The following is a 20,630-nucleotide window of genomic DNA, read 5'->3' as shown; positions in this document are numbered from 1 at the left end:
TGCGGCGTCAAGCGCCGGAAACCCGACCCGGGTTTACGCGGCCTACCAGGCGAACTGGCGCTGCGCGTCGTGCTCGACACGGCCTGCTTGCTGGGTGTGTGGCACATAACCGCGTGTGTCCAGATTCCAGCCGTCGGTGGCGCCGGCCTCGCTGTGCGGCACCACCACGGCTGTCGTCAGCTTGCGCGCAGCGGCGCGCGCCAACAGCGCTTCGCATTGCGGCGCCGTGAGCTGGCTGGCAAAGCTCTTCCAGCGCTGCTGCACCAGCGGCGAGCGCCACGCGTCTTCGACCGCCCAGCGCGCATGCTGGCCTTCGCCCGACAGGCCGGCCTCGATCACGCGCGGCAGCAGCGCCATGAAAAAACTCTTGAAGTCGCGCTTCAGCGGCTTGCCGGGCAACAGGTCTTCGAAGCGGCTGACACGCCCGCTCCAGCCGGGCTTCAACAACTGCTGGCTGACGAAAGCCTGCAGCGCCTGCACCGGGTTGAACAGGCGCAGCCGGTTGGGCGGCAACACCAGCAGGGGCAGCGCGCAGGCTTCGTCGTGAGAAAGCGTCTCGACGAAGCTGCAGAGCACGGCGGTGCGGGCCCACTGCTCGGCGGTCAGGCCGTTCAGGCCGGGCAGCTTGGCCGATTCGATCTGCTGCACGAAGCGCAGCGCGTCGCGAAACCCGTGCGACGCCTTCGCGTGGTTCGCCTTGGTGCTCATCACGGCCAGGTTGCCGGCCGCATAACCCGCGTCGTTGCGCACCCGGTCGACCGAGGCATCGGTGGCTTCGAGCGTGGCGGTGGAGAGTGCCGCGCGTGTGATCGGGCAGTGGCTCACGTCGATCTGCTGCAGGTAGTTGGGCGTGACCTGCACCAGCTCGACGCTGCGCCCGCGCAGCCAGGCGTGCAGCCGCAGCTGCAACCACTTGCGCACGTGGCGCGTGGCCGCCAGGGTGCGCTGCCCGAACGCGGCCTGACCGGCGAGCAGGCCGTTGCGCAGCGGCGAAGGCTCCTGCGCATAGGGCGCGGGCGGGTTGACGCGGTAATGCGCGTAGTCCCAACCCAGCTCGAAGCCGACGTGTTCGTGCGCCGTGACGCTGGCGTGCGGGTGGGGGAAGCCGGTTTGCAGATCGATGAAGTTCAGCGTGGTCATGGGAATGCTCCTGGGGAGTCGCTGCAAACGCTGCAGCGATGGAGCCAGTGTTCCGCCCGGGTAGCTCACAACGTGAGCCAGCAAAACTCGCTGAAAAAAAGCTATGCTGCGCGCCACTGGCTCACCCAGTGAGCCAGTGGGCTGCCACCACACCGGGAATCGATGGACCGCACCGAACGTTTCTACAAGATCGAACTGCTGCTCAAGGGCCGCGGCTGCGTCAGCTTCGCCGCGCTGCAAGGCGAGCTCGGCGTCTCGCCGGCCACGCTCAAGCGAGACCTTCAGTACCTGCGCGACCGCCTGAGCGCGCCGATTGTCTACGACGCCTTCAGCAACGGCTACCGCTTCGCCGCCGCGCCCGCAGGTGCCTCAAGCCATGCCCGCCACGAGCTGCCCGGCCTGTGGTTCAGCGAGAACGAGATCCACGCCCTGCTGACGATGCACCAGTTGCTCGCCGGCCTCGACGACGACGGTGTGTTGGCCCGCCACCTGCAGCCGCTGATGGAAAAGCTGCAGGGCATGCTCGGCACCGACGAAAGCACGGCGCGCGAACTGATGCGCCGCGTGAAAGTGATCGGCACCGCGCGCCGGCGCGTGCCGAGCAAACATTTCGAGCTGTTGGGCAGCGCGCTGCTGCAGCGCCGGCGCCTGACGCTGCGCTACTTCAAGCGGAGCGACCGCAGCACGAGCGAGCGCGAAGTCTCGCCGCAGCGCCTGGTGAACTACCGCAACACCTGGTACCTCGACGCGTGGTGCCACGCCAGCGACGGCCTGCGCCGCTTCGCGCTCGACGCGATCCGCGAGGCCGGGCTGCTCGAATCGAAGGCGAAGAACGTGGCACTGCGCGAACTCGAAGCCGAGCTCGACGCCGGCTACGGCATCTACGGTGGTGGCGGCGCCAAAGTGAAGTGGGCGACGCTCGTGTTCACTGCCGAAGCGGCGCAGTGGGTCGCCAACGAAGAGTGGCACCCGCAGCAGAAGACTCGTTTCCTGCCCGACGGCCGCTACGAACTGCAGGTGCCCTACAGCGACCCGACCGAGCTGGCGATGGACATCCTGCGCCACGGCGACACCGTGTTCGTCACCGGCGACAAAACCCTGTCGGCCATGATCGCGAAGCGCCTGCGCAGCGCCGCGGCGAGATATCCGGGATGATCCGGCATCGAACCACCCGCAGCACGAGGACCCCCGATGAAAGCCACCTGGAACGGCGTGACCCTGGCCGAAAGCGACGACACCGTGATCGTCGAAGGCAACCACTACTTTCCCGAAGCAAGCCTGAAGCGCGAATACGTGACCTTCAGCAACCACCGCAGCAGTTGCCACTGGAAAGGGCAGGCCTACTACTACAGCCTGATGGTCAATGGCGAGATGAACGAGAACGCGGTCTGGTACTACCCCGAGCCGAGCGAAGCCGCTGCCAACATCAAGGGGCGTGTGGCGTTCTGGAAGGGTGTGAAGGTCAGCTGAGACCGCATCAGCCTGCTCTCCTACAGCGCTGAGCCCGGGCGCACGCGATACTGCGCCGCCCCGACTCGCCACCCGTCATGCCAGCAGCGCTGTTCATCGTGTTCAACATCGGCTCGGGCCACGGCGACGCGGCCGAGGCCCGGGCCGCGATCGAGCACGCCTGCGCCGAAGCAGCCCGCGAGCTGCAGTTGCTGGTGGTCGACGAACCCCAACGCATCACCGCCGTGGCGCACGAGGCAGTGCGGCGCGCGCAACAAGTGGGCGGTGTGGTGGTCGCGGCCGGCGGCGACGGCACGATCAACGCGGTGGCGCAGGCCACGCTCGGCAGCGGCTGCCCCTTCGGCGTGCTGCCACAAGGCACTTTCAACTACTTCAGCCGCACCCACGGCATCCCGGCCGACATCGCGCCGGCGATGCAGGTGCTGCTGCACGAGCAGGCCCATCCGGTGCAGGTGGGGCTGGTCAACGAACGGGTGTTCCTCGTCAACGCGAGCCTCGGGCTGTACCCGAAGCTGCTGGAAGACCGCGAAGCGTGGAAGAAAAAGCTCGGCCGCAGCCGGCTCGTGGCTGCCGGCGCCGGCCTGATGACCTTGCTGCGCGGTTACCGCAACCTGCGGCTGCGCATCGGCGTGCATGGCGAGACGCACGACGTGCGCACACCGACGCTCTTCGTCGGCAACAACGCGCTGCAGATGGAGCAGTTCGGCTTTCCCGAAGCGCAGGCCATCGACGCGGGCGCGCTGGCCGGCATCACGCTGCGCCCGGTCGGACGACTGGCGATGCTCGGGCTGCTGCTGCGCGGCGCACTCGGCCGGCTGGGCGAAGCCGACCAGGTGCTGAACTTTCCGTTCCGCCAGCTCACGGTGCTGCGCGGGTTCGGCCAACGCCGCGTGAAGGTGGCCACCGACGGCGAGGTCACACGCATGAACCTGCCCCTGGTGTTCCGCGTGTCGCCCGAGCCGCTGTGGCTGATCCGCCCCAGCGCGCCCGCACCGGAGCGCGCAGCGCCATGACCGTCGTGCTGCAGGTCTCCGACCCGCACTTCGGAACCGAGCGGCCCGAGGTGGTCGCAGCGCTCGAACGCTTCGCCCACGCGCTGCGACCGGACGTGCTGCTGCTCTCGGGCGACATCACCCAGCGCGCCACCGAGGCGCAGTTCGCCGCGGCGCGCGCTGTTGTCGATCGGCTCGGCGTGCCGGTGGTGCTGGCGATTCCCGGCAACCACGACATCCCCTTGTTCAACCTCGCGGCGCGCCTGTTCTCGCCGTATGCGCACTTCTCGCGGGCTTTCGGCCAGCGCCTGGAACCGGAGTTCGAGAACGACGACCTGCTGGTGCTCGCCCTCAACACGACCCGCTGGTACCGGCACGCCGACGGCGAGGTGTCGGCCGCGCAGGTCGAGCGTGTGGCGCGCCGGCTCGAAGCGGCGCGGCCGGCGCAGACACGCATCGTCGTCGTGCACCAGCCGGTGGCGGTGACGCGCGAGCAGGACCGCCACAACCTGCTGCACGGCCACGCGGCCGCCGTGCGGCGCTGGGCCGCGGCCGGCGCCGACATCGTCGCCGGCGGCCACATCCACCTGCCCTATGTGCTGCCGCTGCGCGAGCGCTGGCCCGAGCTGCCGCGGCCGGTCTGGGCGGTGCAGGCAGGCACCGCCGTCAGCCGGCGGGTGCGCGCCGATGCGGGCAACTCGGTCAACCTGTTCCGGACCGGCGCGTCGGCGAACGAGGCGCACGTCACGGCAACGCGGCGTTGTGCGGTCGAGCGCTGGGACCACGACGCTGCCGCACAGCGCTTCGAGCGGGTCTCGGTTCACGAGCTGGCGAGCGCGCATGCCGGCTGAAAGCTGGGCGGGTGCCGCCACGTTCGTCGGCACTCATGCGCTGGCGGTGTTCTTCGGCCTGCTGGTGCTGTTGCTGCTGCTTGTCGGCGCGCTCGTCTGGCTGCTGCGATCGCAGGTGCTGCCACGAGCGCGCAGCCGGCTCGAGCCGCTGGCGCTGGAACTGGCCAGCGCGGCGATCGGGTTTGGGATCGTGCTCGGCGGCGCGGCGCTGTTCGCCGAGATTGCCGAGGGCCTCGGCCCGGGCGCGGCCATGGCATCGGCCGACGATGCGCTGACGACCGCGATCCGCGACCACGTGCATCCGGCCACGCTGCGTGTCTTCGCCATGCTCACGCACTTTGCCGATGTGATCACGCTCACGCTGCTCGGCGTGGTGGTGGCCGCGCTGCTGTGGTCGCGGGGCCGGCGCGCGCTGGCGCTCGGCTGGGTGCTCGCGGTCGGTGGCAACGCGGTGTTGAACCCCTTGCTGAAGCGGGTGTTCGAGCGCGTGCGGCCGCTGCACGAGCACGGCCTGGTCAACGAGGTCGGCTGGAGCTTCCCGAGCGGCCACACCTCGGGCGCGACCGTCGCCTACGGCATGCTCGCTTACGTGGCGCTGCGCACCTTGCCGCCGGCCTGGCATGTGCCGGCCGTGATGGCGGCGACCGCACTCGCGTTCACCGTCGGCTGCAGCCGCGTGTTCCTGCAGGTGCACTACGCCAGCGATGTGCTGGCTGGTTTCGTGTCGGGCTGCGCCTGGCTGACGGTGTGCATCGTCAGCGTGGAAATGGCCCGCGCCTACCGGCGGCGGGCCTGAGCGGTCGAGCTACTTGGCCGCCTTGAAGGCGGTGAACACACGCGTCTGCACACGCCGGATGTCTTGCGGCAGCGAGTCGGGTGGCGTCATGCGTTTCTTGTCGGCGTCGGACAGGAAGATGGTCTTGTTCTCGGCCACGTCCTTCTTCACGAACTTCAGCGAAGCAGCGTTCGGGTTGGCGTAGAACACCTTGTTGGTCAGCGACGCGTGCACCTCGGGGCGCAGGATGTAGTTGATGAACAGGTGCGCGTTGTTCGGGTGCTTGGCGTCCTTCGGGATCGCCATCGAGTCGAAGAACAGCGTGGCGCCGCCCTTGGGCACGAGCGCTTCAATGGCCGGCGGTGCTTTCGGGTTGGCCTCGATCGCGCGGGCCCGGGCGATGTTGATGTCGCCCGAATAGCCCATCACCGCGCACAGCGCGCCGCTGGCCAGGTCGTTGATGTAACCCGACGACGAGAACCGGCCGACGTAGGGGCGCACGCTCTTGAGCATCTTCGCTGCCGCGTCGTAGTCGGCCGCGGTCTTGCTGTAGGGCGCCTTGCCGACGTAGAGCATCGCGACCGGCAGCACTTCGGAAGCCGAGTCGAGGTAATTGATGCCGCAGCTCTTCAGCTTGGCCGCGTACTTCGGGTCGAAGATCAGGCTCCAGGCGTTGTCGGGCATCGGTAGCGCGTTTGGCAATGCTGCGAGCGCGGCCTTCACCTTCTCGGTGTTGATGCCGACCGTGACGTAACCCCACATCCAGTTCACGAGGTACTGGTTGCCCGGGTCGACCGCCGCCAGCTGCTCGAGCAGGCCCTTGTCGAGGTTGCCCCAGTTCGTGAGCTTGCTGCGGTCGAGCTTCTGCAGCAGGCCGCCTTCGATCTGCGCCTTGGCGAAGTGCGCGCCCGGCACCACGATGTCGTAGCCGGTCTTGCCGGCCACCAGCTTGGCGTGCAGGATCTCGTTGGCGTCGTAATTGTCGTAGTTGACCTTGATGCCGGTTTCTTTCTCGAAATTCCTGATCGTGTCTTCGGCGATGTAGTCGGACCAGTTGTAGATGTTGAGCAGCTTGGGTTCGTCGGCGGCCACGCTGGCGCCGGCGGCCAGCGCGAGGGTGAACAGGGCGGCGATCTTCTTGAGGTTCGACGTCATCGCGTCAGGCTCCTTCGGTGGGTGGGAAGGGAAATTCGTGGCACGGCTCCTGCGAGTGCGTCGTTCGCGCCGAGTTCCCGAGCGCAAATCCTAGCGGCATTTGTGCAGGCGAACCCGTACCATGCATCCACTTTCAACCTTGCCTCAAAGGACCGCCTCCATGCGACCGAACTTCCTGAAGCTGCTCCCCGTCCTCGCGCTGGCCGCCCCCGTGCTGGCAACCGCACAAGCCACCTCCACGCTCGACAAGGTCAAGGCCTCGGGCCAGATCACGCTGGCCTACCGCGAATCGTCGATCCCGTTTTCATACCTCGACGACAAGGCCCAGCCGGTCGGTTTCGGCCACGAGATCTGCCTGAAGATCGTCGACGAAGTGAAGAAGGCCACCGGCCGGGCCGACCTGAAGGTGAACCTGCAGGCCGTGACGTCGGCCAACCGCATTCCGCTGCTGCAGAACGGCACGATCGACATCGAGTGCGGCTCCACCACCAACAACAGCGCGCGTGGCAAGCAGGTGCAGTTCGCCACCAACTACTTCTACACCGGCACCAAGTTCCTGGTGAAGACCGGCACCGCCGTGAAGACGATCGACGACCTGAAGGGCAAGACCATCGTCTCGACCACGGGCACGACCAACTTCCAGATCCTGCGCAACCTGAACGAAGAAAAGAAGCTCGGCATGGAGCTGCTCGGCGCGAAAGACCACTCCGAGTCGGCGCTGATGGTCGAGATGGGCCGGGCCGTCGCCTTCGGCATGGACGACATCCTGCTCTACGGCCTGCGCGCCAGCAGCCAGAACCCGGCCACGCTGGCGGTGGTGGGCGAGCCGATCCAGGTCGAGCCCTACGCGATCATGCTGCGCCTGAACGACCCCGCCTTCAAGAAGCTGGTCGACGACACGCTCGCCGGCCTGATGAAGAGCGGCGAGTTCGCGAAGCTCTACACCAAGTGGTTCCAGTCGCCGATCCCGCCGAAGGGCATCAACCTGAACGCGCCGATGAGCCAGGAGCTGATCGACAACATGAAGGCGCTGAGCGACAAGCCGGCGACTTGAGACACGCGGCGGCATTCCGCCGCCGGGTCTCTGGCGCGTTCAGCCCGAGACCCGCGTGCTCAGCACGCGGCCGTCGCGCGGGTCGATCTCGCAGTCGAAACCGAACAGCGTGAACGGCGAGCCTTGCAGCGGCAGGGCGCGGCCCTGGCCATGCAGTTCGGCTTTCTCGGGGCTGGTTTGCACGAAGCTGCGGGCGCCGCTGTCGAGCCGGATCTCCGAGACGCGCGGCCAGCGCTTCTGCAGCACCGCCGCCACGCTCGCCTCGCAGGCTTGCGGCGACAGGTTGCGCAGGTCGGGCTCCAGCGCCGTGGGTGCGGGTCGGGCCTGCGCAGACGCCGGCGTCGTGTCGCGCAGCACCAGGCCCATGGCCTCGGCCGTGCGCGGGTCCACGTTGCAGCTGTACTCGAAGCGCCGCACGCCCGTGGCGGCGCGCCAGCTCCCTGCCCCTCGGAGCACAAGCTGACCGTCGTTCGAGCGGTCGGTCTGCGACGCGGGCGGGCCGTTGAACCGGAGGTCGGCCGCGGGCGCGCCCTTGCTCGCCAGCGATTGCTGAACCGACTGCTCGCAGGCGGCCACCGCCTCGGCATTCGTGGCGGGCTTGTTGCCAGGCGCTTGCGCATGCGCGCACGGAAGCAGCAGCAAGAAACCGCTGAGAGCGAATCCGAGGTGGAGCGGTGTCGTGCGCATGCCGGCAGTGTGCCGCCAAGCGCAGCGCTTGTCTGTCACGGTTTGCCACCGGCGCCGGGGCGCGCCGTGTCGGCAACCGCTACCAGCCGGTCCAGGCACGACGCCAGCGCGTCGCGGTCGGCAGCATCGAGCCTGAGCGCCAGGCCCGGCCCGGGCCCGTGCTGCGCCACGCAGTGTTCGAAGTACGACCAGTCGGTGGCCGTGTCGCCCAGCGCCACCACGCGCGGCAGCAGGCCGAGGGCGGCGAGCCGGTGCACCTCGTGTGCGGTGCCCTTGCGCTGGTCGGTGAAACCGCGCAGGTCGAGCAGCACCACGTCCGACAAGCCCATCAACTGTTCGACCACACCGCGCCACGAGGTGTCGAAACAGAACACCTCGTTGACGCGGAAGCGGCCTTCGTGGTCGAGCGCCAGGTCGAGGCTGGCTTCCAGCACCTCGGCTGGGGCCTCTCCGGGCTGGAACAGGTCGTGCAGCTTGAAGGTGACGAGGTGGATGAACTCGGTCAGGTCGAGGTTCAGCTTGGCCAGGTCGGGCCCGGCGATCTCGAGCACGGGCCCGGCCAATTGCCAGCGCGACTGGATCGCGTCGAGCAGGCGCTCGGCCTGGCGGTCTTTCGAGAACACCCGCAGCATCAGCAGGCGCCGGTTCGTCTGCGGGCAGGGCTGGTGCTGCAGCATCCAGGCATAGGCGCCGGCGGTCAGGCCCATCCAGCCGGCGTAGATCGCGACGCGCAGGCCGACCGTGGCCCGCGGGTCGTCGACGGCCAGCATCAGCACGCCGGCGATCATCGCCAGACCCGTGAACGCCACCAGCGAGCGGTCGGACAGCCAGCCGCGCCGCACGATCGCCGCCAGTCCGTCGAGCAGCCGTGCGCCGAACCACACGCAGGCCACGAACAGCATCACCGACGCGCCCAGCACGGCGCCGCTCAGCGCCCAGGCCTGCACGCCGGACGGCCCCTCTTCGGGCAGGCAGCTGAGCGGCAGCAGCGCCCACAGGGCCAGGAACGCGCCGACCAATGCCGCGGCACTCAGCACCAGCAGCGGCACGACCAGCGCACGCATCGTGCGGTGCACGCTCGTGAAGTACAGCAGCACAACGATGGCGACCGCGATCAGCGCGTCGTCCAGGCCCACGTCGGCCTCGAACGCCAGCGCACTCGCCGTCACGAGCACGGCGCCGGCCAGCAGCAGGCGCTTGGAGCCTTGCGGCACGACGTTCACGACCGCCGGGCCGGCGGCCAGCACCGCAGTGAACAAGACCATCCCGGCGTGGTCGAGGAGCGTCATGTCGAGCATCCACGGGGCCAGCATCGGGCTGTAGGCCACGCAGGCCAGGTAGGCCGCCCAGGTGGCGCGCCGGATACGGGTTTCGCGTTGTTGTATGGCCTGCGCCAACGGCATCGCCGTGCCGGCCTGTGCGCCGGCCGAAGCGCGGCGGCCGAGCGCACTTTCGCGGCGCCGCCACCAGGCACCGGGTGGCACCGCCACCTCGCGCAACCCCATGAAACGCTGAACGCGGCGGCCGTAGACGGCCTGCCACACGGGAGCCATCAGCACCGCCAGCACCAGGCCGACCATCGGGAAGAGCGCGAGCAACTGGGCCACGCTGAAGTCGGGGTCGGCGAGCACGGCCGCATGGGTGGCGTCGATCGTGGCCCGGCAGGACTGCAGGTTCATGCCGGCCCCGCCGCAGGCAGCTCGGTGGCCGTCATCCGGTAACCGGCGCGCTCGAGCAGGCGCCGGTGCAAGCCGTTGGCCCAGCGGCCCGCCGCGAGCGACCAGCCGATCAGCCAGAACAGCGCCAGCGCGCCCTGCGCGTTCTCACCAGGGACCGCGCCGATCGCCAGATTGGCAATGCCGTGCGCCGCCGTCGTGAGCGGAAACGACGCCAGAAACACCCACCACAGCCGGCGGTGCAGCGCCCACAGCGGCCAGGCCAGCACGGCCAGCCACGAGAAGCCGGTGCGGTGCAGCACGCTTTCACCGCTCGGCCGGATGTAGATGGACAGTCTCGTCATCGCACCACGAGCCTAGGCTGGCCACGGCGTCGCGGTCAATCCCGCAGGGCCGATACCGGGTGGCATCATCGCGGCCACACCCACCACTGGCGCCCGCGCGATGAAATCCTTCGAGACCGACTACCTCGTCATCGGCAGCGGCGCCGCCGGCCTGGCCTTCACCGACACGCTGCTCGACGAGAGCGACGCCCACATCACGATCGTCGACCGCCGCGGCAAACCCGGTGGCCACTGGAACGACGCCTATTCGTTCGTGACGCTGCACCAGCCTTCGGCTTTCTACGGCGTCAACTCGATGGAGCTGGGCAGCCGCCGCAAGGACACCATCGGCCTCAACAAGGGCTTGTACGAGCTGGCATCAGGCCCCGAGATCAGCGGCTACTACGACCGCGTGATGAACCACAAGCTGCTGCCGAGCGGCCGCGTGGCCTACCACCCGATGTGCAACCACCTCGGCGACGGCGAGTTCGAGTCGCTTCTCTCGGGCGAGCGCACGCGGGTGCGGGTGCGCAAGAAGGTGGTCGACGCGACCTGCTTCAGCCCCTCCATCCCGTCGACGCACACACCCCGCTTCGAGGTCGCGCCGGGGGTGCGGCTGGTGCCGCCGAACGCGCTGCCACGGCTCTGGGCCGACCAGCGCGGGGGCAGCCTGCCACGCCGCTTCGTGGTCGTGGGCGCGGGCAAGACGGCGATGGACGCGGCCATCTGGCTGATCCAGGCCGGCGCCAGCCCCGAGGCCATCCAGTGGGTGATGCCGCGCGATTCCTGGCTCGTCAACCGCATCACCACCCAGCCCGCCGAAGAGTTCTTCAACGAGGTGATCGGCGGCCAGGCCGACCAGATGGAAGCCTGCGCGCGCGCCACGTCGACCGCCGACCTGTTCCTTCGCCTCGAAGCCTGCGGCGCCGTGATGCGCATCGACCCCGATCGCACACCCACCATGTTCCACCTGGCCACGATCGCCCCGGGCGAGGCCGAGGTGCTGCGGCGCATCCGTGACGTGGTGCGCCTCGGCCGGGTGCAGCGCATCGACCCCGGCGAGATGGTGCTCGACCAAGGCCGTGTGCCGGTGGCACCGGGCACGCTGTTCATCGATTGCACCGCGTCGGCGGTGGAGCCGCGGCCCGCGCAACCCATCTTCCAGGGCGACGACAAGATCTTCCTTCAGCTCGTGCGCCTGCCCCAGCCCAGCTTCAGCGCGGCCCTCGTCGCCTACGTGGAGGCGCACTACGAGGGCACCGCGAAGAAGAACAGCCTGTGCGGCACCGTGCCGTTCCCGCACACGCTCGACGACTACCCGCGTTCGCTGATGGCCAACATGCTCAACCAGTTTCAGTGGGGGCAGGACAAGGAACTGCGCCAGTGGGTGCGCGCGAGCCGGCTCGACGGCTTCGGCAAGCTGATGACGGGCATCGCGCCCGAAGACAGCGAGAAGCAGGCCATCATGGCGCGCTTCAAGCAAGCGGCGGCAGACGCGATGACGAATCTGCCGAAGCTGCTGCACGCCTGAACGGCGCGCCCCGCCGGCTTCAGGCCCACGCCGGCGCCAGGCCGCGCCGCCAACGTGCGCTCGTGCCGTCGACCACGAGCACCAGCGCAAACATCGCGATCAGCACGGTCGCCGACTGTGCCTGCTGGAACAGGGACAGGTGGTAGTACAGCATCTGCCCGAGCCCGCCGGCACCGACGAAGCCGAGCACGGCGGCCATGCGGATGTTCATTTCCCAGCGGTACAGCGTGTACGACATCCACTGCGGCAGCACCATGGGCAGCGCGCCGTAGGCGAAAGCCGCGGCAGCGCCCGTGCCGGCGCCCTGAAGTGCGCGCTCGGCCTCACGCGGGGCGTTCTCCAGCGCTTCGGCAAACAGGCGGCCGAGCACGCCGCTGGTGTGCAGCGCCAGCGCCAGCGCACCGGCGAACGGGCCGAGGCCGGCGGCCAGCACCATCAGCGCCGCCCACACCAGCTCGGGCACGCCGCGCAGCATGTTGAGCAGCAGCCGCGCGGCGGGGCGCGCAGCGGCGCCGAAGCGGCCCGCCGCGGGCAACGCGAGCGCTGCGCCGAGCAGCACGGCGAGCAGCGTGCCAAGCGCCGAGACGGCGAGCGTCTGCAGTGCGGCCCAGGCGGTTTTCTTGACGAACGCGGAAGAGAGGTCGGGCGGGAAGAACTCGGCGACGAAGCGCCCCATCGAGCGCAGCGAGTCGGCGGCGAACAGGCCACGGTAGTCGATGCCGAGCCCGACGAAACTCGCGACCACGGCCGCGAGCAAGGCCAGCAGCACCACGACGCAGGTGAGGCACGGCCCGGCGGCGGTGGCACGCTCGGCCGCGCTGACGTCGCCAGGGGTCGCGTTCATGCAAGCAACCTGCGCAGCGCAGCACTCAGGCCGTCGGCCAGCAGCACCAGCAGCAGAAACATCAGCAGGATGGTGCTCGCCTCGCCGCCGTTGAGCATCTTCATCGACTGGTCCATCAGCTGGCCCAGCCCGCCGGCGCCGACGAAGCCCATCACGACCGAAGCACGCACCGCACATTCCCAGCGATAGACGGTGTACGACGCGAGCTCTTGCGCCGCGCCGGGCAGCAAGCCGTAGAGCAGCGCATTGATGCGCCCCGAGCCGGCTTCGAGCAACGCACGCGCCGGGCGGGTGTCGCTCGACTCCAGGATCTCGGCGTAGACCTTGCCGAGCATGCCGCCATACGTGATCGCGATGGCCAGCACACCGGCGCCCGGGCCGAGGCCGAGCGCGCGCACCAGCACCAGCGCCCACACGAGTTCTGGAATAGCGCGCAGCGCCAGCAGCAGCCAACGCGCCGCCGCCCGCACGATGCGGCCCAGGCCGCGCCCGCGCCCCGGCCCGATGCGCGAGACCGACAGCGCCTCGGTCATCACGAAGGCCAGCGGCACCGCGAGCAGGAGCGCGAGCGCGATGCCGGCGGTGGCCATCGCCAGCGTCTGCAGCGTCGCTTTCATCAGCAGGCCGAGGAACTCGGCCGAGGTGACCGGCGGCAAAAAGCCCGCCAGAAAATCGCCCATCACGCGCAGGTTGCCGGCCTCGAACAAGGCCCAGGGCTTGAACTCGGCGAGCACGAGCATCGGCCACAGCACGAGCACCGCGACCAGCAGCGCCGTGGCGCGTGGCAGCGCTTGCGGATCACGCTGCAGCGGGCGCGCCACGGCCGCGCTCATCGGCAGCCCGGGTGGGCGAGCGGCACGACGTCGCCTGCGGCTTGCGGCAGCGCCACGCCTTGCGTCGGCAAGGCCGCGCCTTCGGTCGCGTAGAGCTCGTGCAGCATCTGCGGCGTGACGCTGGCGGTGGCGGCATCGAACACCACTTCACCGGCACGCATGCCCACGATGCGCGGGAACCACTTCAGCGCCAGGTCGACGGCGTGCAAAGACGCCACGAGCGTGGCACCCGTGCTCTCGCTCTGCGCCGCGAGCTGCGACAAGGCCAGGTCGGCCAGCGCCGGGTCGAGCGCCGAAACCGGCTCGTCGGCGAGCAGCAGCTCGGGCTGCTGGTACAGCACCCGCGCGATGCCCACACGCTGCAACTGGCCGCCCGACAAGCGGTCGCAGCGCTCGAACAATCGGTCCGACAGGTCGAGCCGCGCGAGCACCGCGCGCGCGCCGGCGATGTCGGCCGGGTACACGAGCGATGCCAGCCCGCGCCGCAGTGACCACACCCCGAGCCGGCCGGCAAGCACGGCGGTCACGACACGCAGCCGCGGCGGGATCGGCGGCGCCTGGTGGATCAACCCGATGCGCGCGCGCAGCCGTTTCAGGCCGCCCGCGCTCAATTGCCACGGGTTCGCGCCAAGCGCTTCGAGGCGGCCTTCGCTCGGCCGCTGCGACGCCGCCGCGAGCCGCAGCAAGCTCGTCTTGCCGGCGCCCGAAGGGCCGATCACCGCCAGGCGCTCGCCAGCCTCGAGCGCCAGGCTCACGTGCTTCAGCGCGCGGTGTCCGTTGGGGTGGACCAGCCCGAGCCGGTCCAGCTGCAAACTCACTTGATCAGGCCGGCCGATCGTGCCGCGGCTTCCACGCCTTCGTAGTTCGCCGCCTTCGTGGCGATGAACTTGCTGGCGCGCTGCAGGCCCATGATCTCCTTGTGCTCCGGCACGTTGGGGTCAAGTTTGAGAAACGCGTCGGTCAGCTTCTTGGTGAGCGCCGGCTCCAGTCCGGGGCGCACGGTCCAGTTGTAGTCGTAGTACGGCGGCGTCGTCAGCAGCACACGCACCTTGGCGGCATTCGGGTTCGCAGTCTCGACCAGCTTGTCCATCACCGAGGCGTTCAGCACGCCGGCTTCGGCACGGCCGGCGGCCACGAACGCGACGGTGGCGTCGTGCGCGCCTGAGAACGCCACGGCCTTGAAGTCGGCTTCGGGGTTGACGCCGGCCTTGAGCAGAAAGTATCGCGGCATCAGGTGGCCCGAGGTCGACGACGGGGCGCCGAATGCGAAGTTCTTGCCCTTCAGGTCGGCCAGAGACTTGGCCGGGCTGTCGATCGGCACGATGAACTTGCTGGTGAACTTTTCGTCTTCGGCACGCTGCACGATCGGCACCGCGCCGCCGTTGGTGCGGATCTTCGCCTGCACGAACGTGAAGCCACCGAGCCAGGCCAGGTCGATCTTGTTGCTGGCCAGGCCTTCGACGACGGCGGCGTAGTCGGTGACCGGCGTGAACTGCACGTCGAGGCCCGTCTCCTTCTTCAGGTAGTCGCCGAGCGGCTTGAACTTGCGCTGCAACTCGGTCGGCGCTTCGTCGGGGATGGCGGAAACGCGCAGCACGGTGGTCTGCGCGAGCGCCAGCGTGGCGCTTGCCAGCAGTGCGGCTGCGGCGGCTTTCAGCAAGGTCTGTTTCATGGGGGAAGTTGCTTTCTTGTCAAAGGGAATCGTTTCAAGGGGTCAGGCCGCGGAAACCGGCAAACGCACCACCGCGCAACCCGCGATGATCGCCGAACCACGGCGCGGAGCCCTCGCGGTACGGGCCGGGGGCTCTGTGCTCGATCCGGCGAACACGCGGCGCGTGCTCGCCAACATGCTGGCGCCGCAGGCCGCGACCGGCGCTGACACAATCCCGAGACCGCAGCAACCGCTGCGCACCGCTCGCGCGCCACCATGAACACCACCCCCACACCCGACAAGCCCGCGCCGCTGCGCCTCACCAGCTTCTCGCACGGCGGCGGCTGCGGCTGCAAGATCGCACCGGGTGTGCTCTCGCAGATCCTGAAGAACAGCGGTGGCGGGCTGATCCCGAAAGAACTGATGGTCGGCATCGAGACCGCCGACGATGCCGCGGTCTACAAGCTCAACGACGAACAGGCCCTGATCGCGACGACCGACTTCTTCATGCCGATCGTCGACGACCCGTTCGACTTCGGCCGCATCGCCGCCACCAACGCGATCAGCGACGTGTACGCCATGGGCGGCCAACCGATCATGGCGCTCGCGCTGGTGGCGATGCCGGTGAACCAGCTGCCGCTCGAAGCCATCGGCCAGATCATCAAAGGTGGCGAGACGATCTGCGGCGAAGCCGGCATCCCGATCGCGGGCGGCCACACCATCGATTCGGTCGAGCCGATCTATGGCCTGGTCGTGCTCGGCCTCGTGCACCCCGACCGGGTGCGGCGCAACGCCGACGCGAAAGCCGGCGACGTGTTGGTCCTCGGCAAGCCGCTCGGTGTGGGCGTGCTCTCGGCCGCGCTGAAGAAGGGCAAGCTCGACGATGCGGGCTACACGCAGCTCGTGAAGACCGCGACGATGCTGAACAAACCGGGCATCGAATTCGCCAGGATGACGGGCGTGAACGCGCTGACCGACGTGACCGGTTTCGGCCTGGCCGGCCACACGCTCGAGCTGGCGCGCGGCGCGAAGCTCACCGCCGTGATCGACTGGCACAAGGTGCCGCTGCTGCCGGGTGTGAACACGATGGCGGCCGACGGTTTCGTGACCGGCGCGTCGGGCCGCAATTGGGATGCGTACGGCCACGAGATCACGCTCGCACCCGGCTTGCCGGCCACGGCACGCGACCTGCTGAGCGACCCGCAGACCTCGGGCGGTTTGCTCGTGAGTTGCCGGCCTGAGGCGGCCGACGAGGTGCTACGTGTGTTCCGCGCCGCGGGCTTCGATCAAGCCGCTGTGATCGGGCGGGTCGAGGCCGGCCCGGCGGGCTTGCGCGTGGAAGGTTGATCGGCGCACGCCGTCATCACTGCAGCCTGATCGCCGAGTCGAAAGACCAGGTCCGCCGAATCTCGATCACGTCGAACTGGCGGGCCAGGGCGGGCTGGAACGCCGGGTAGGGCGCGTGGCTTTCGATGATGCGCCGGATCGCTTCGTCGACTTCGGCCACGCCGCTGGTCACGACGAAGGTCACCGATTCGACCGAGCCGTCACTTCGAACCGCCACCGACACCAAGGGCGGCGCGTGCGCCCGCTGCGCCAGCTCACGAACCTTGTCGACCGCCGTGTTGAACTGGATCTTGCGAGACCACGCTTCCGCGTACTGCACCAGCTCGACATTGGGGTCGCTGCGGCCCCAAAGGCGCACGCGGCGTGCGGTGCTCAGCGAATACGGCAGCGTGTTGGGCGAGGCCGCGGCTTTTGCGGCAGCGTCACGCCGCGCAGCCTCTTCGTCGAGCTGGCGGCCGATGGCGCGGAGCACGGCCTCCTGTTTTGCCGCTTCGGCCTTTTCGGCATCGGCGCGTGCGGTCTCCTGTCGCGCGGCTTCGGCACGGGCCGCTTCCTGGCGAGCCGCCTCGCGCCGCTGGGCCTCCAGCCGGGCGGCATTCAGGCGCTCGGTCTCGATCCGCGCCGCCTCGACACGCGCTGCCTCCTGCCGGGCCGCTTCGGCGCGCAACGCGTCTTGCCGGGTGGCCTCGGCGCGCAACGTTTCCTGTCGCGCGGCTTCTTGTCGTGCAGCTTCCTGTCGGGCCGCGTTCAGACGTTCCGTCTCGAGCCGGGCAGCTTCGAGGCGCGCGGCCTCGGCACGCAAGGCTTCCTGCCGTGCGGTCTCTTGTCGCGCGGCTTCGGCTCGGGCGATCTCCTGACGAGCCGCTTCGGCTCGCAGCGCGTCTTGCCGTGCCGCTTCCTCGCGCGAGGCCGCCAGCTTCGCAGCCGCCGTGCGGTCGGCCTCGATGCGCGCGGTCTCGGCGCGGGCGGCCTCCTGGCGCGCCGCCTCTTCCCGTTGCGCCTGCTGCCGCGCCGTCTGGCGCGCGGCCTCCTGGCGTTCGGCTTCCTGCCGCGAGGCTTCGGCACGCGCCGCTTCGCGGCGATCGGCCTCCAGGCGTTCCTGTTCTTGCCGGGCCGCGGCCAGACGTGCGGCTCGCTCGCGTTCGGCTTCTTGCCGCGCGGCCTCGGCGCGAGCCTGTTCCTGACGCGCGGCTTCCTCACGCTGCGCCTGCTGCCGCGCGGCCTCGCGACGCGCCGCTTCTTCGCGTTCGGCATCACGCCGCGCGGTTTCCTCACGTTCGGCCTCGCGCCTCGCGGCCTCGGCGCGGGCTTCTTCCTGGCGCGCCGCTTCTTCACGCTGCGCCGCGAGCCGCGCTGCGTCGCCGGGGTCTGCAGACGCCGCGGGCGAGGGTTGCGGGCTCGACGCGCTGGGCGCCGCCGCGGCCACGGACGTCGGCGAGACCGGAACGGACAGCACCGGGGGAGCGGCTTCTTCGACGGGCTGGGCAACGATGCGGGCGGGCTCCGGTACCGGCTCGGCAGCCACCCGCTCGGGTTCGACTTGGGGTACGGGTGTTGGCGGCAGGGTCACCTCGGCCACCAGGCCCGGTGGCTCCGCGGGCGGCGGTGCGGCCTCGGGCTCGGGGACAGCCACGACGGCCTGGGTGGGGGCGGGAGCGGGGGGCGTCGGCACCGGCCGCGCGGGGGCCGCAGGAACGGGCCGAACGTCGGTCGCCGCCGGCTTGGCGGGCTCTGCGGCGGGCTGGGTCGCCGCCTCGGCGGGTGCTGGCGGCGGCACGAGAACGACACGCAGGTCGGGCACCTCGCCGCGCCGTTCCTGCCACGGGGCGACGAAGCCCGGCAAGCCGAGCTGGTCGCCGCCGAAGGTCAGGCCCAGCAGCAAACCGTGAATCAGCAGCGACACCGCCATCGCCGGCGCCAGCGGCCGGCGCACACGCCGGCCGTGCCGGAAAGGCTGCGCGGCAGCGTCGGTGTTGCGCGCAAGAGGCACGGGCGCAGAGGTGGCCGACGTTTCCGGGGCAACGACGGGCGGCTCGGGCACAGCGGGCCCGTCACCGACGACGGGCGCTGCCGCCTTGGGCTCGGTGGTGTTCCGCATGTGGGCCATCGGGCCGATTCTCGCGGATTGAACCCGGCCGTCGAGGCGGGGCCGGCCGGCACGGCGCGATGCCGGCGCTGGCGTCGTTCAGCGCCGGTGGACGAGGGGCCTCAGAGCGCCGCGGCCAGGCGCGTGCCCTGGTCGATCGCGCGTTTGGCGTCGAGCTCGCCGGCTTCGTCGGCGCCGCCGATCAGGTGCGTCTTCACGCGCGCCTGGCGCAGCGGCTCCAGCAGCTCGCGCAGCGGCTCCTGGCCAGTGCACAGCACCACCGTGTCGCATTCGATCAGCTGCCCGTCGCTGCGCTTCTCGCCGTAGGTCACGAACAAGCCCTGCGGCGTGATGCGCTCGTAGTTCACGCCACCGATCATCTCGACCTTCTTCATCTGCAAGGCCGCACGGTGGATCCAGCCCGTCGTCTTGCCCAGGCCCTTGCCGAGCTTGCCGCTCTTGCGCTGCAGCAGCGTGACCTGGCGCGCGGCCGGTGCCGGCTGTGGCCGCACCACGCCACCGCGCACCGTGGCGGGGTCGGCCACGCCCCATTCGGCGAGCCACTCGTGCAGGTTCATCGTGGGCGAGTGGCCGGGCGCGGTGACGAGGAATTCGGCCACGTCGAAACCGATGCCGCCAGCGCCGACGATCGCCACACGCTGGCCGACCGGTTTGCCGTGCAACAGCACGTCGACATAACTCAGCACGTTGGCGCCGTCGGAGCCGGGGATCTTCGCGTCGCGTGGCAGCACGCCGGTGGCGAGCACGACGTCGTCGAACTTGCCGGCCAGCAGCTGCGCCGCCGTGACACGCGTGCCCAGGTGCAGCTGCACGCCGGTGAGCGTGATGCGGCGCGCGAAGTAGCGCAGCGTCTCGCTGAACTCTTCCTTGCCTGGAATCAGTTTGGCCATGTTGAACTGGCCGCCGATCTGCGCCGCCGCTTCATACAGATGCACTTCGTGGCCACGCTCGGCCAGCGTGGTCGCGGCCGCCAGCCCTGCCGGCCCGGCGCCGACGACGGCGACGCGCTTCTTCGCCGCCACCGCGCGGATCATCAGCGTGGTCTCGTGACCGGCACGCGGGTTGACCAGGCACGACGCGAGCTGCGACTTGAAGGTGTGGTCGAGGCAGGCCTGGTTGCAGGCGATGCAGGTGTTGATCTGGTCGCGTTCGTTGGCGGCCGCCTTGTTCACGAAGTGCGCGTCGGCGAGCAGCGGCCGCGCCATGCTGACCATGTCGGCGCAGCCTTCTTCGAGAATCGCTTCGGCCACTTCGGGCATGTTGATGCGGTTGCTGGTGATCAGCGGCAAGGTGTAGCCGTCCGCACGCAGCTCCTTGCGCATCTTCTGCGTGACCCACGCGAAAGCACCGCGCGGCACGCTCGTCGCGATGGTGGGCACGCGCGCTTCGTGCCAGCCGATGCCGGTGTTGATGATGGTCGCGCCCGCGTCGGCCACGGCCTTGGCGAGCACGACCACTTCTTCCCAGCTGCTGCCGTCGGGGATCAGGTCGAGCATCGACAGGCGGTAGATGATGATGAAGTCGGCACCCACCGCTTCGCGCACACGGCGCACGATCTCGACCGCCAGGCGCATGCGGTTCGCGTAGCTGCCACCCCATTCGTCGCTGCGGTGGTTGGTGTGGGTGACGAGAAACTGGTTGATGAAATAACCTTCGCTGCCCATCACCTCCACGCCGTCGTAGCCGGCCTCGCGCGCGAGCTTCGCGCAGCGCACGAAAGCGCGGATCTGGCGCTCGATGCCGCGCACGCTCAGCTCGCGCGGCGTGAACGGCGAGATCGGGCTCTGAATGCGCGAAGGCGCCACGCAGAACGGCTGGTAGCCGTAGCGCCCGGTGTGCAATATCTGCAGCGCGATCTTGCCGCCTTCGGCGTGCACCGCGTCGGTCACCAATTTGTGCCGCCTCGCGCCGCCGCTCGTGCTCAGTGTGCCGGCCAGCGGTTTGGCCCAGCCTTCGATGTTGGGCGCGAAGCCGCCGGTCACCATCAGGCCGACACCGCCACGCGCGCGTTCGGCGAAGAACGCGGCCATGGCGGGGAAGTGTTTGCGGCCGTCTTCGAGGCCGGTGTGCATGCTGCCCATCAGCACGCGGTTCTTCAGCGTGGTGAAACCGAGGTCGAGCGGGCTGAGCAGGTGAGGGTACGGCACGGGCATGCTGGGCGCTTTCGGCAACGCCCGGCGGGCGGCGGCGTACC

Annotated in this window: 19 protein-coding genes; 8 read left to right on the top strand and 11 right to left on the bottom strand. The window is 69.6% G+C overall.

Annotation, left to right across the window (positions count from 1 at the left end; all coding sequences use genetic code 11):
• Positions 1 to 42: 42 nt before the first annotated feature.
• A complete protein-coding gene (locus tag AC30PD_RS19035) occupies positions 43 to 1,140 on the bottom strand; it encodes a hypothetical protein (protein WP_489537253.1) in 1,098 nt (365 codons plus the stop codon).
• A 162-nt stretch (positions 1,141 to 1,302) separates the two neighbouring features.
• On the opposite strand from AC30PD_RS19035, the gene AC30PD_RS19030 reads away from it, so the two are divergent.
• The 5 genes from AC30PD_RS19030 to AC30PD_RS19010 all read left to right on the top strand — a co-directional run bounded on the left by AC30PD_RS19030 (position 1,303) and on the right by AC30PD_RS19010 (position 5,249).
• A complete protein-coding gene (locus AC30PD_RS19030) occupies positions 1,303 to 2,295 on the top strand; it encodes a helix-turn-helix transcriptional regulator (protein ID WP_489537252.1) in 993 nt (330 codons plus the stop codon).
• A gap of 36 nt (positions 2,296 to 2,331) precedes the next feature.
• Positions 2,332 to 2,610, top strand: coding sequence for a DUF427 domain-containing protein (locus tag AC30PD_RS19025; protein WP_489537251.1), 279 nt, complete (start codon positions 2,332 to 2,334; stop codon positions 2,608 to 2,610).
• A 77-nt stretch (positions 2,611 to 2,687) separates the two neighbouring features.
• Positions 2,688 to 3,623, top strand: a complete 936-nt coding sequence (locus tag AC30PD_RS19020; RefSeq protein ID WP_489537250.1) for a diacylglycerol/lipid kinase family protein — start codon at positions 2,688 to 2,690, stop codon at positions 3,621 to 3,623.
• The gene (locus tag AC30PD_RS19015; protein ID WP_489537249.1) at positions 3,620 to 4,453 is read left to right on the top strand and encodes a metallophosphoesterase family protein; all 834 of its coding nucleotides are present in this window, start codon (positions 3,620 to 3,622) and stop codon (positions 4,451 to 4,453) included. Before AC30PD_RS19020 ends, AC30PD_RS19015 begins: the two co-directional genes overlap by 4 nt.
• Positions 4,443 to 5,249, top strand: coding sequence for a phosphatase PAP2 family protein (locus AC30PD_RS19010; RefSeq protein WP_489537248.1), 807 nt, complete (start codon positions 4,443 to 4,445; stop codon positions 5,247 to 5,249). The genes AC30PD_RS19015 and AC30PD_RS19010 overlap by 11 nt, the downstream gene beginning before the upstream one ends.
• Before the next feature lie 9 nt (positions 5,250 to 5,258).
• On the opposite strand, the gene AC30PD_RS19005 is transcribed toward AC30PD_RS19010, so the two are convergent.
• Positions 5,259 to 6,383 carry a polyamine ABC transporter substrate-binding protein gene (locus tag AC30PD_RS19005; protein WP_489537247.1) on the bottom strand — a complete coding sequence of 375 codons (1,125 nt, stop codon included), beginning with the start codon at positions 6,381 to 6,383 and terminating at the stop codon, positions 5,259 to 5,261.
• A 160-nt stretch (positions 6,384 to 6,543) separates the two neighbouring features.
• On the opposite strand from AC30PD_RS19005, the gene AC30PD_RS19000 reads away from it, so the two are divergent.
• Entirely contained in the window at positions 6,544 to 7,437 is an 894-nt protein-coding gene (locus AC30PD_RS19000) for an amino acid ABC transporter substrate-binding protein (protein WP_489537246.1), read from the top strand.
• A 39-nt stretch (positions 7,438 to 7,476) separates the two neighbouring features.
• Here AC30PD_RS19000 and AC30PD_RS18995 read toward each other — a convergent pair whose 3' ends face one another.
• From AC30PD_RS18995 to AC30PD_RS18985, 3 genes are read right to left on the bottom strand one after another with little or no spacing between them, the layout of a single operon-like run.
• On the bottom strand, positions 7,477 to 8,124 hold the full coding sequence (locus tag AC30PD_RS18995; RefSeq protein ID WP_489537245.1) for a hypothetical protein: 648 nt from the start codon (positions 8,122 to 8,124) through the stop codon (positions 7,477 to 7,479).
• A gap of 35 nt (positions 8,125 to 8,159) precedes the next feature.
• Complete coding sequence (locus AC30PD_RS18990) at positions 8,160 to 9,803, bottom strand: hypothetical protein (protein WP_489537244.1); 1,644 nt, start codon at positions 9,801 to 9,803, stop codon at positions 8,160 to 8,162.
• Positions 9,800 to 10,144 (bottom strand): hypothetical protein, encoded by a 345-nt coding sequence (locus tag AC30PD_RS18985; RefSeq protein ID WP_489537243.1) that lies wholly within the window; start codon positions 10,142 to 10,144, stop codon positions 9,800 to 9,802. Before AC30PD_RS18985 ends, AC30PD_RS18990 begins: the two co-directional genes overlap by 4 nt.
• 100 nt (positions 10,145 to 10,244) lie before the next feature.
• On the opposite strand from AC30PD_RS18985, the gene AC30PD_RS18980 reads away from it, so the two are divergent.
• Positions 10,245 to 11,654, top strand: a complete 1,410-nt coding sequence (locus tag AC30PD_RS18980; protein ID WP_489537242.1) for an NAD(P)-binding protein — start codon at positions 10,245 to 10,247, stop codon at positions 11,652 to 11,654.
• A gap of 19 nt (positions 11,655 to 11,673) precedes the next feature.
• Here the strand turns inward: AC30PD_RS18980 and phnE are convergent, their stop codons facing one another.
• The 4 genes from phnE to AC30PD_RS18960 are packed head-to-tail and all read right to left on the bottom strand — an operon-like array spanning position 11,674 to position 15,003.
• A complete protein-coding gene (gene phnE, locus AC30PD_RS18975) occupies positions 11,674 to 12,498 on the bottom strand; it encodes a phosphonate ABC transporter, permease protein PhnE (RefSeq protein WP_489537241.1) in 825 nt (274 codons plus the stop codon).
• Positions 12,495 to 13,331 (bottom strand): PhnE/PtxC family ABC transporter permease, encoded by an 837-nt coding sequence (locus AC30PD_RS18970; RefSeq protein ID WP_489537240.1) that lies wholly within the window; start codon positions 13,329 to 13,331, stop codon positions 12,495 to 12,497. Before AC30PD_RS18970 ends, phnE begins: the two co-directional genes overlap by 4 nt.
• The gene (locus AC30PD_RS18965; RefSeq protein WP_489537239.1) at positions 13,328 to 14,149 is read right to left on the bottom strand and encodes a phosphonate ABC transporter ATP-binding protein; all 822 of its coding nucleotides are present in this window, start codon (positions 14,147 to 14,149) and stop codon (positions 13,328 to 13,330) included. The genes AC30PD_RS18970 and AC30PD_RS18965 overlap by 4 nt, the downstream gene beginning before the upstream one ends.
• The gene (locus AC30PD_RS18960) at positions 14,146 to 15,003 is read right to left on the bottom strand and encodes a putative selenate ABC transporter substrate-binding protein (RefSeq protein ID WP_489537238.1); all 858 of its coding nucleotides are present in this window, start codon (positions 15,001 to 15,003) and stop codon (positions 14,146 to 14,148) included. Before AC30PD_RS18960 ends, AC30PD_RS18965 begins: the two co-directional genes overlap by 4 nt.
• Before the next feature lie 255 nt (positions 15,004 to 15,258).
• On the opposite strand from AC30PD_RS18960, the gene selD reads away from it, so the two are divergent.
• Positions 15,259 to 16,329, top strand: a complete 1,071-nt coding sequence (selD, locus tag AC30PD_RS18955) for a selenide, water dikinase SelD (protein WP_489537237.1) — start codon at positions 15,259 to 15,261, stop codon at positions 16,327 to 16,329.
• 16 nt (positions 16,330 to 16,345) lie between these two features.
• Here the strand turns inward: selD and AC30PD_RS18950 are convergent, their stop codons facing one another.
• Both AC30PD_RS18950 and AC30PD_RS18945 read right to left on the bottom strand, forming a co-directional pair.
• Positions 16,346 to 18,436: an energy transducer TonB gene (locus tag AC30PD_RS18950; RefSeq protein ID WP_489537236.1), complete on the bottom strand. Its 2,091-nt coding sequence runs from the start codon at positions 18,434 to 18,436 to the stop codon at positions 16,346 to 16,348.
• Positions 18,437 to 18,537: 101 nt separating this feature from the next.
• Positions 18,538 to 20,589 (bottom strand): oxidoreductase, encoded by a 2,052-nt coding sequence (locus AC30PD_RS18945; RefSeq protein WP_489537235.1) that lies wholly within the window; start codon positions 20,587 to 20,589, stop codon positions 18,538 to 18,540.
• Positions 20,590 to 20,630 lie beyond the last annotated feature (41 nt).

Source organism: Rhizobacter sp. (assembly GCF_032229685.1).
Classification (GTDB): domain Bacteria; phylum Pseudomonadota; class Gammaproteobacteria; order Burkholderiales; family Burkholderiaceae_C; genus LMDS01.
Note: the sequence above shows the minus strand (reverse complement) of the source record. Positions and strands in the feature narration are given on the sequence as shown.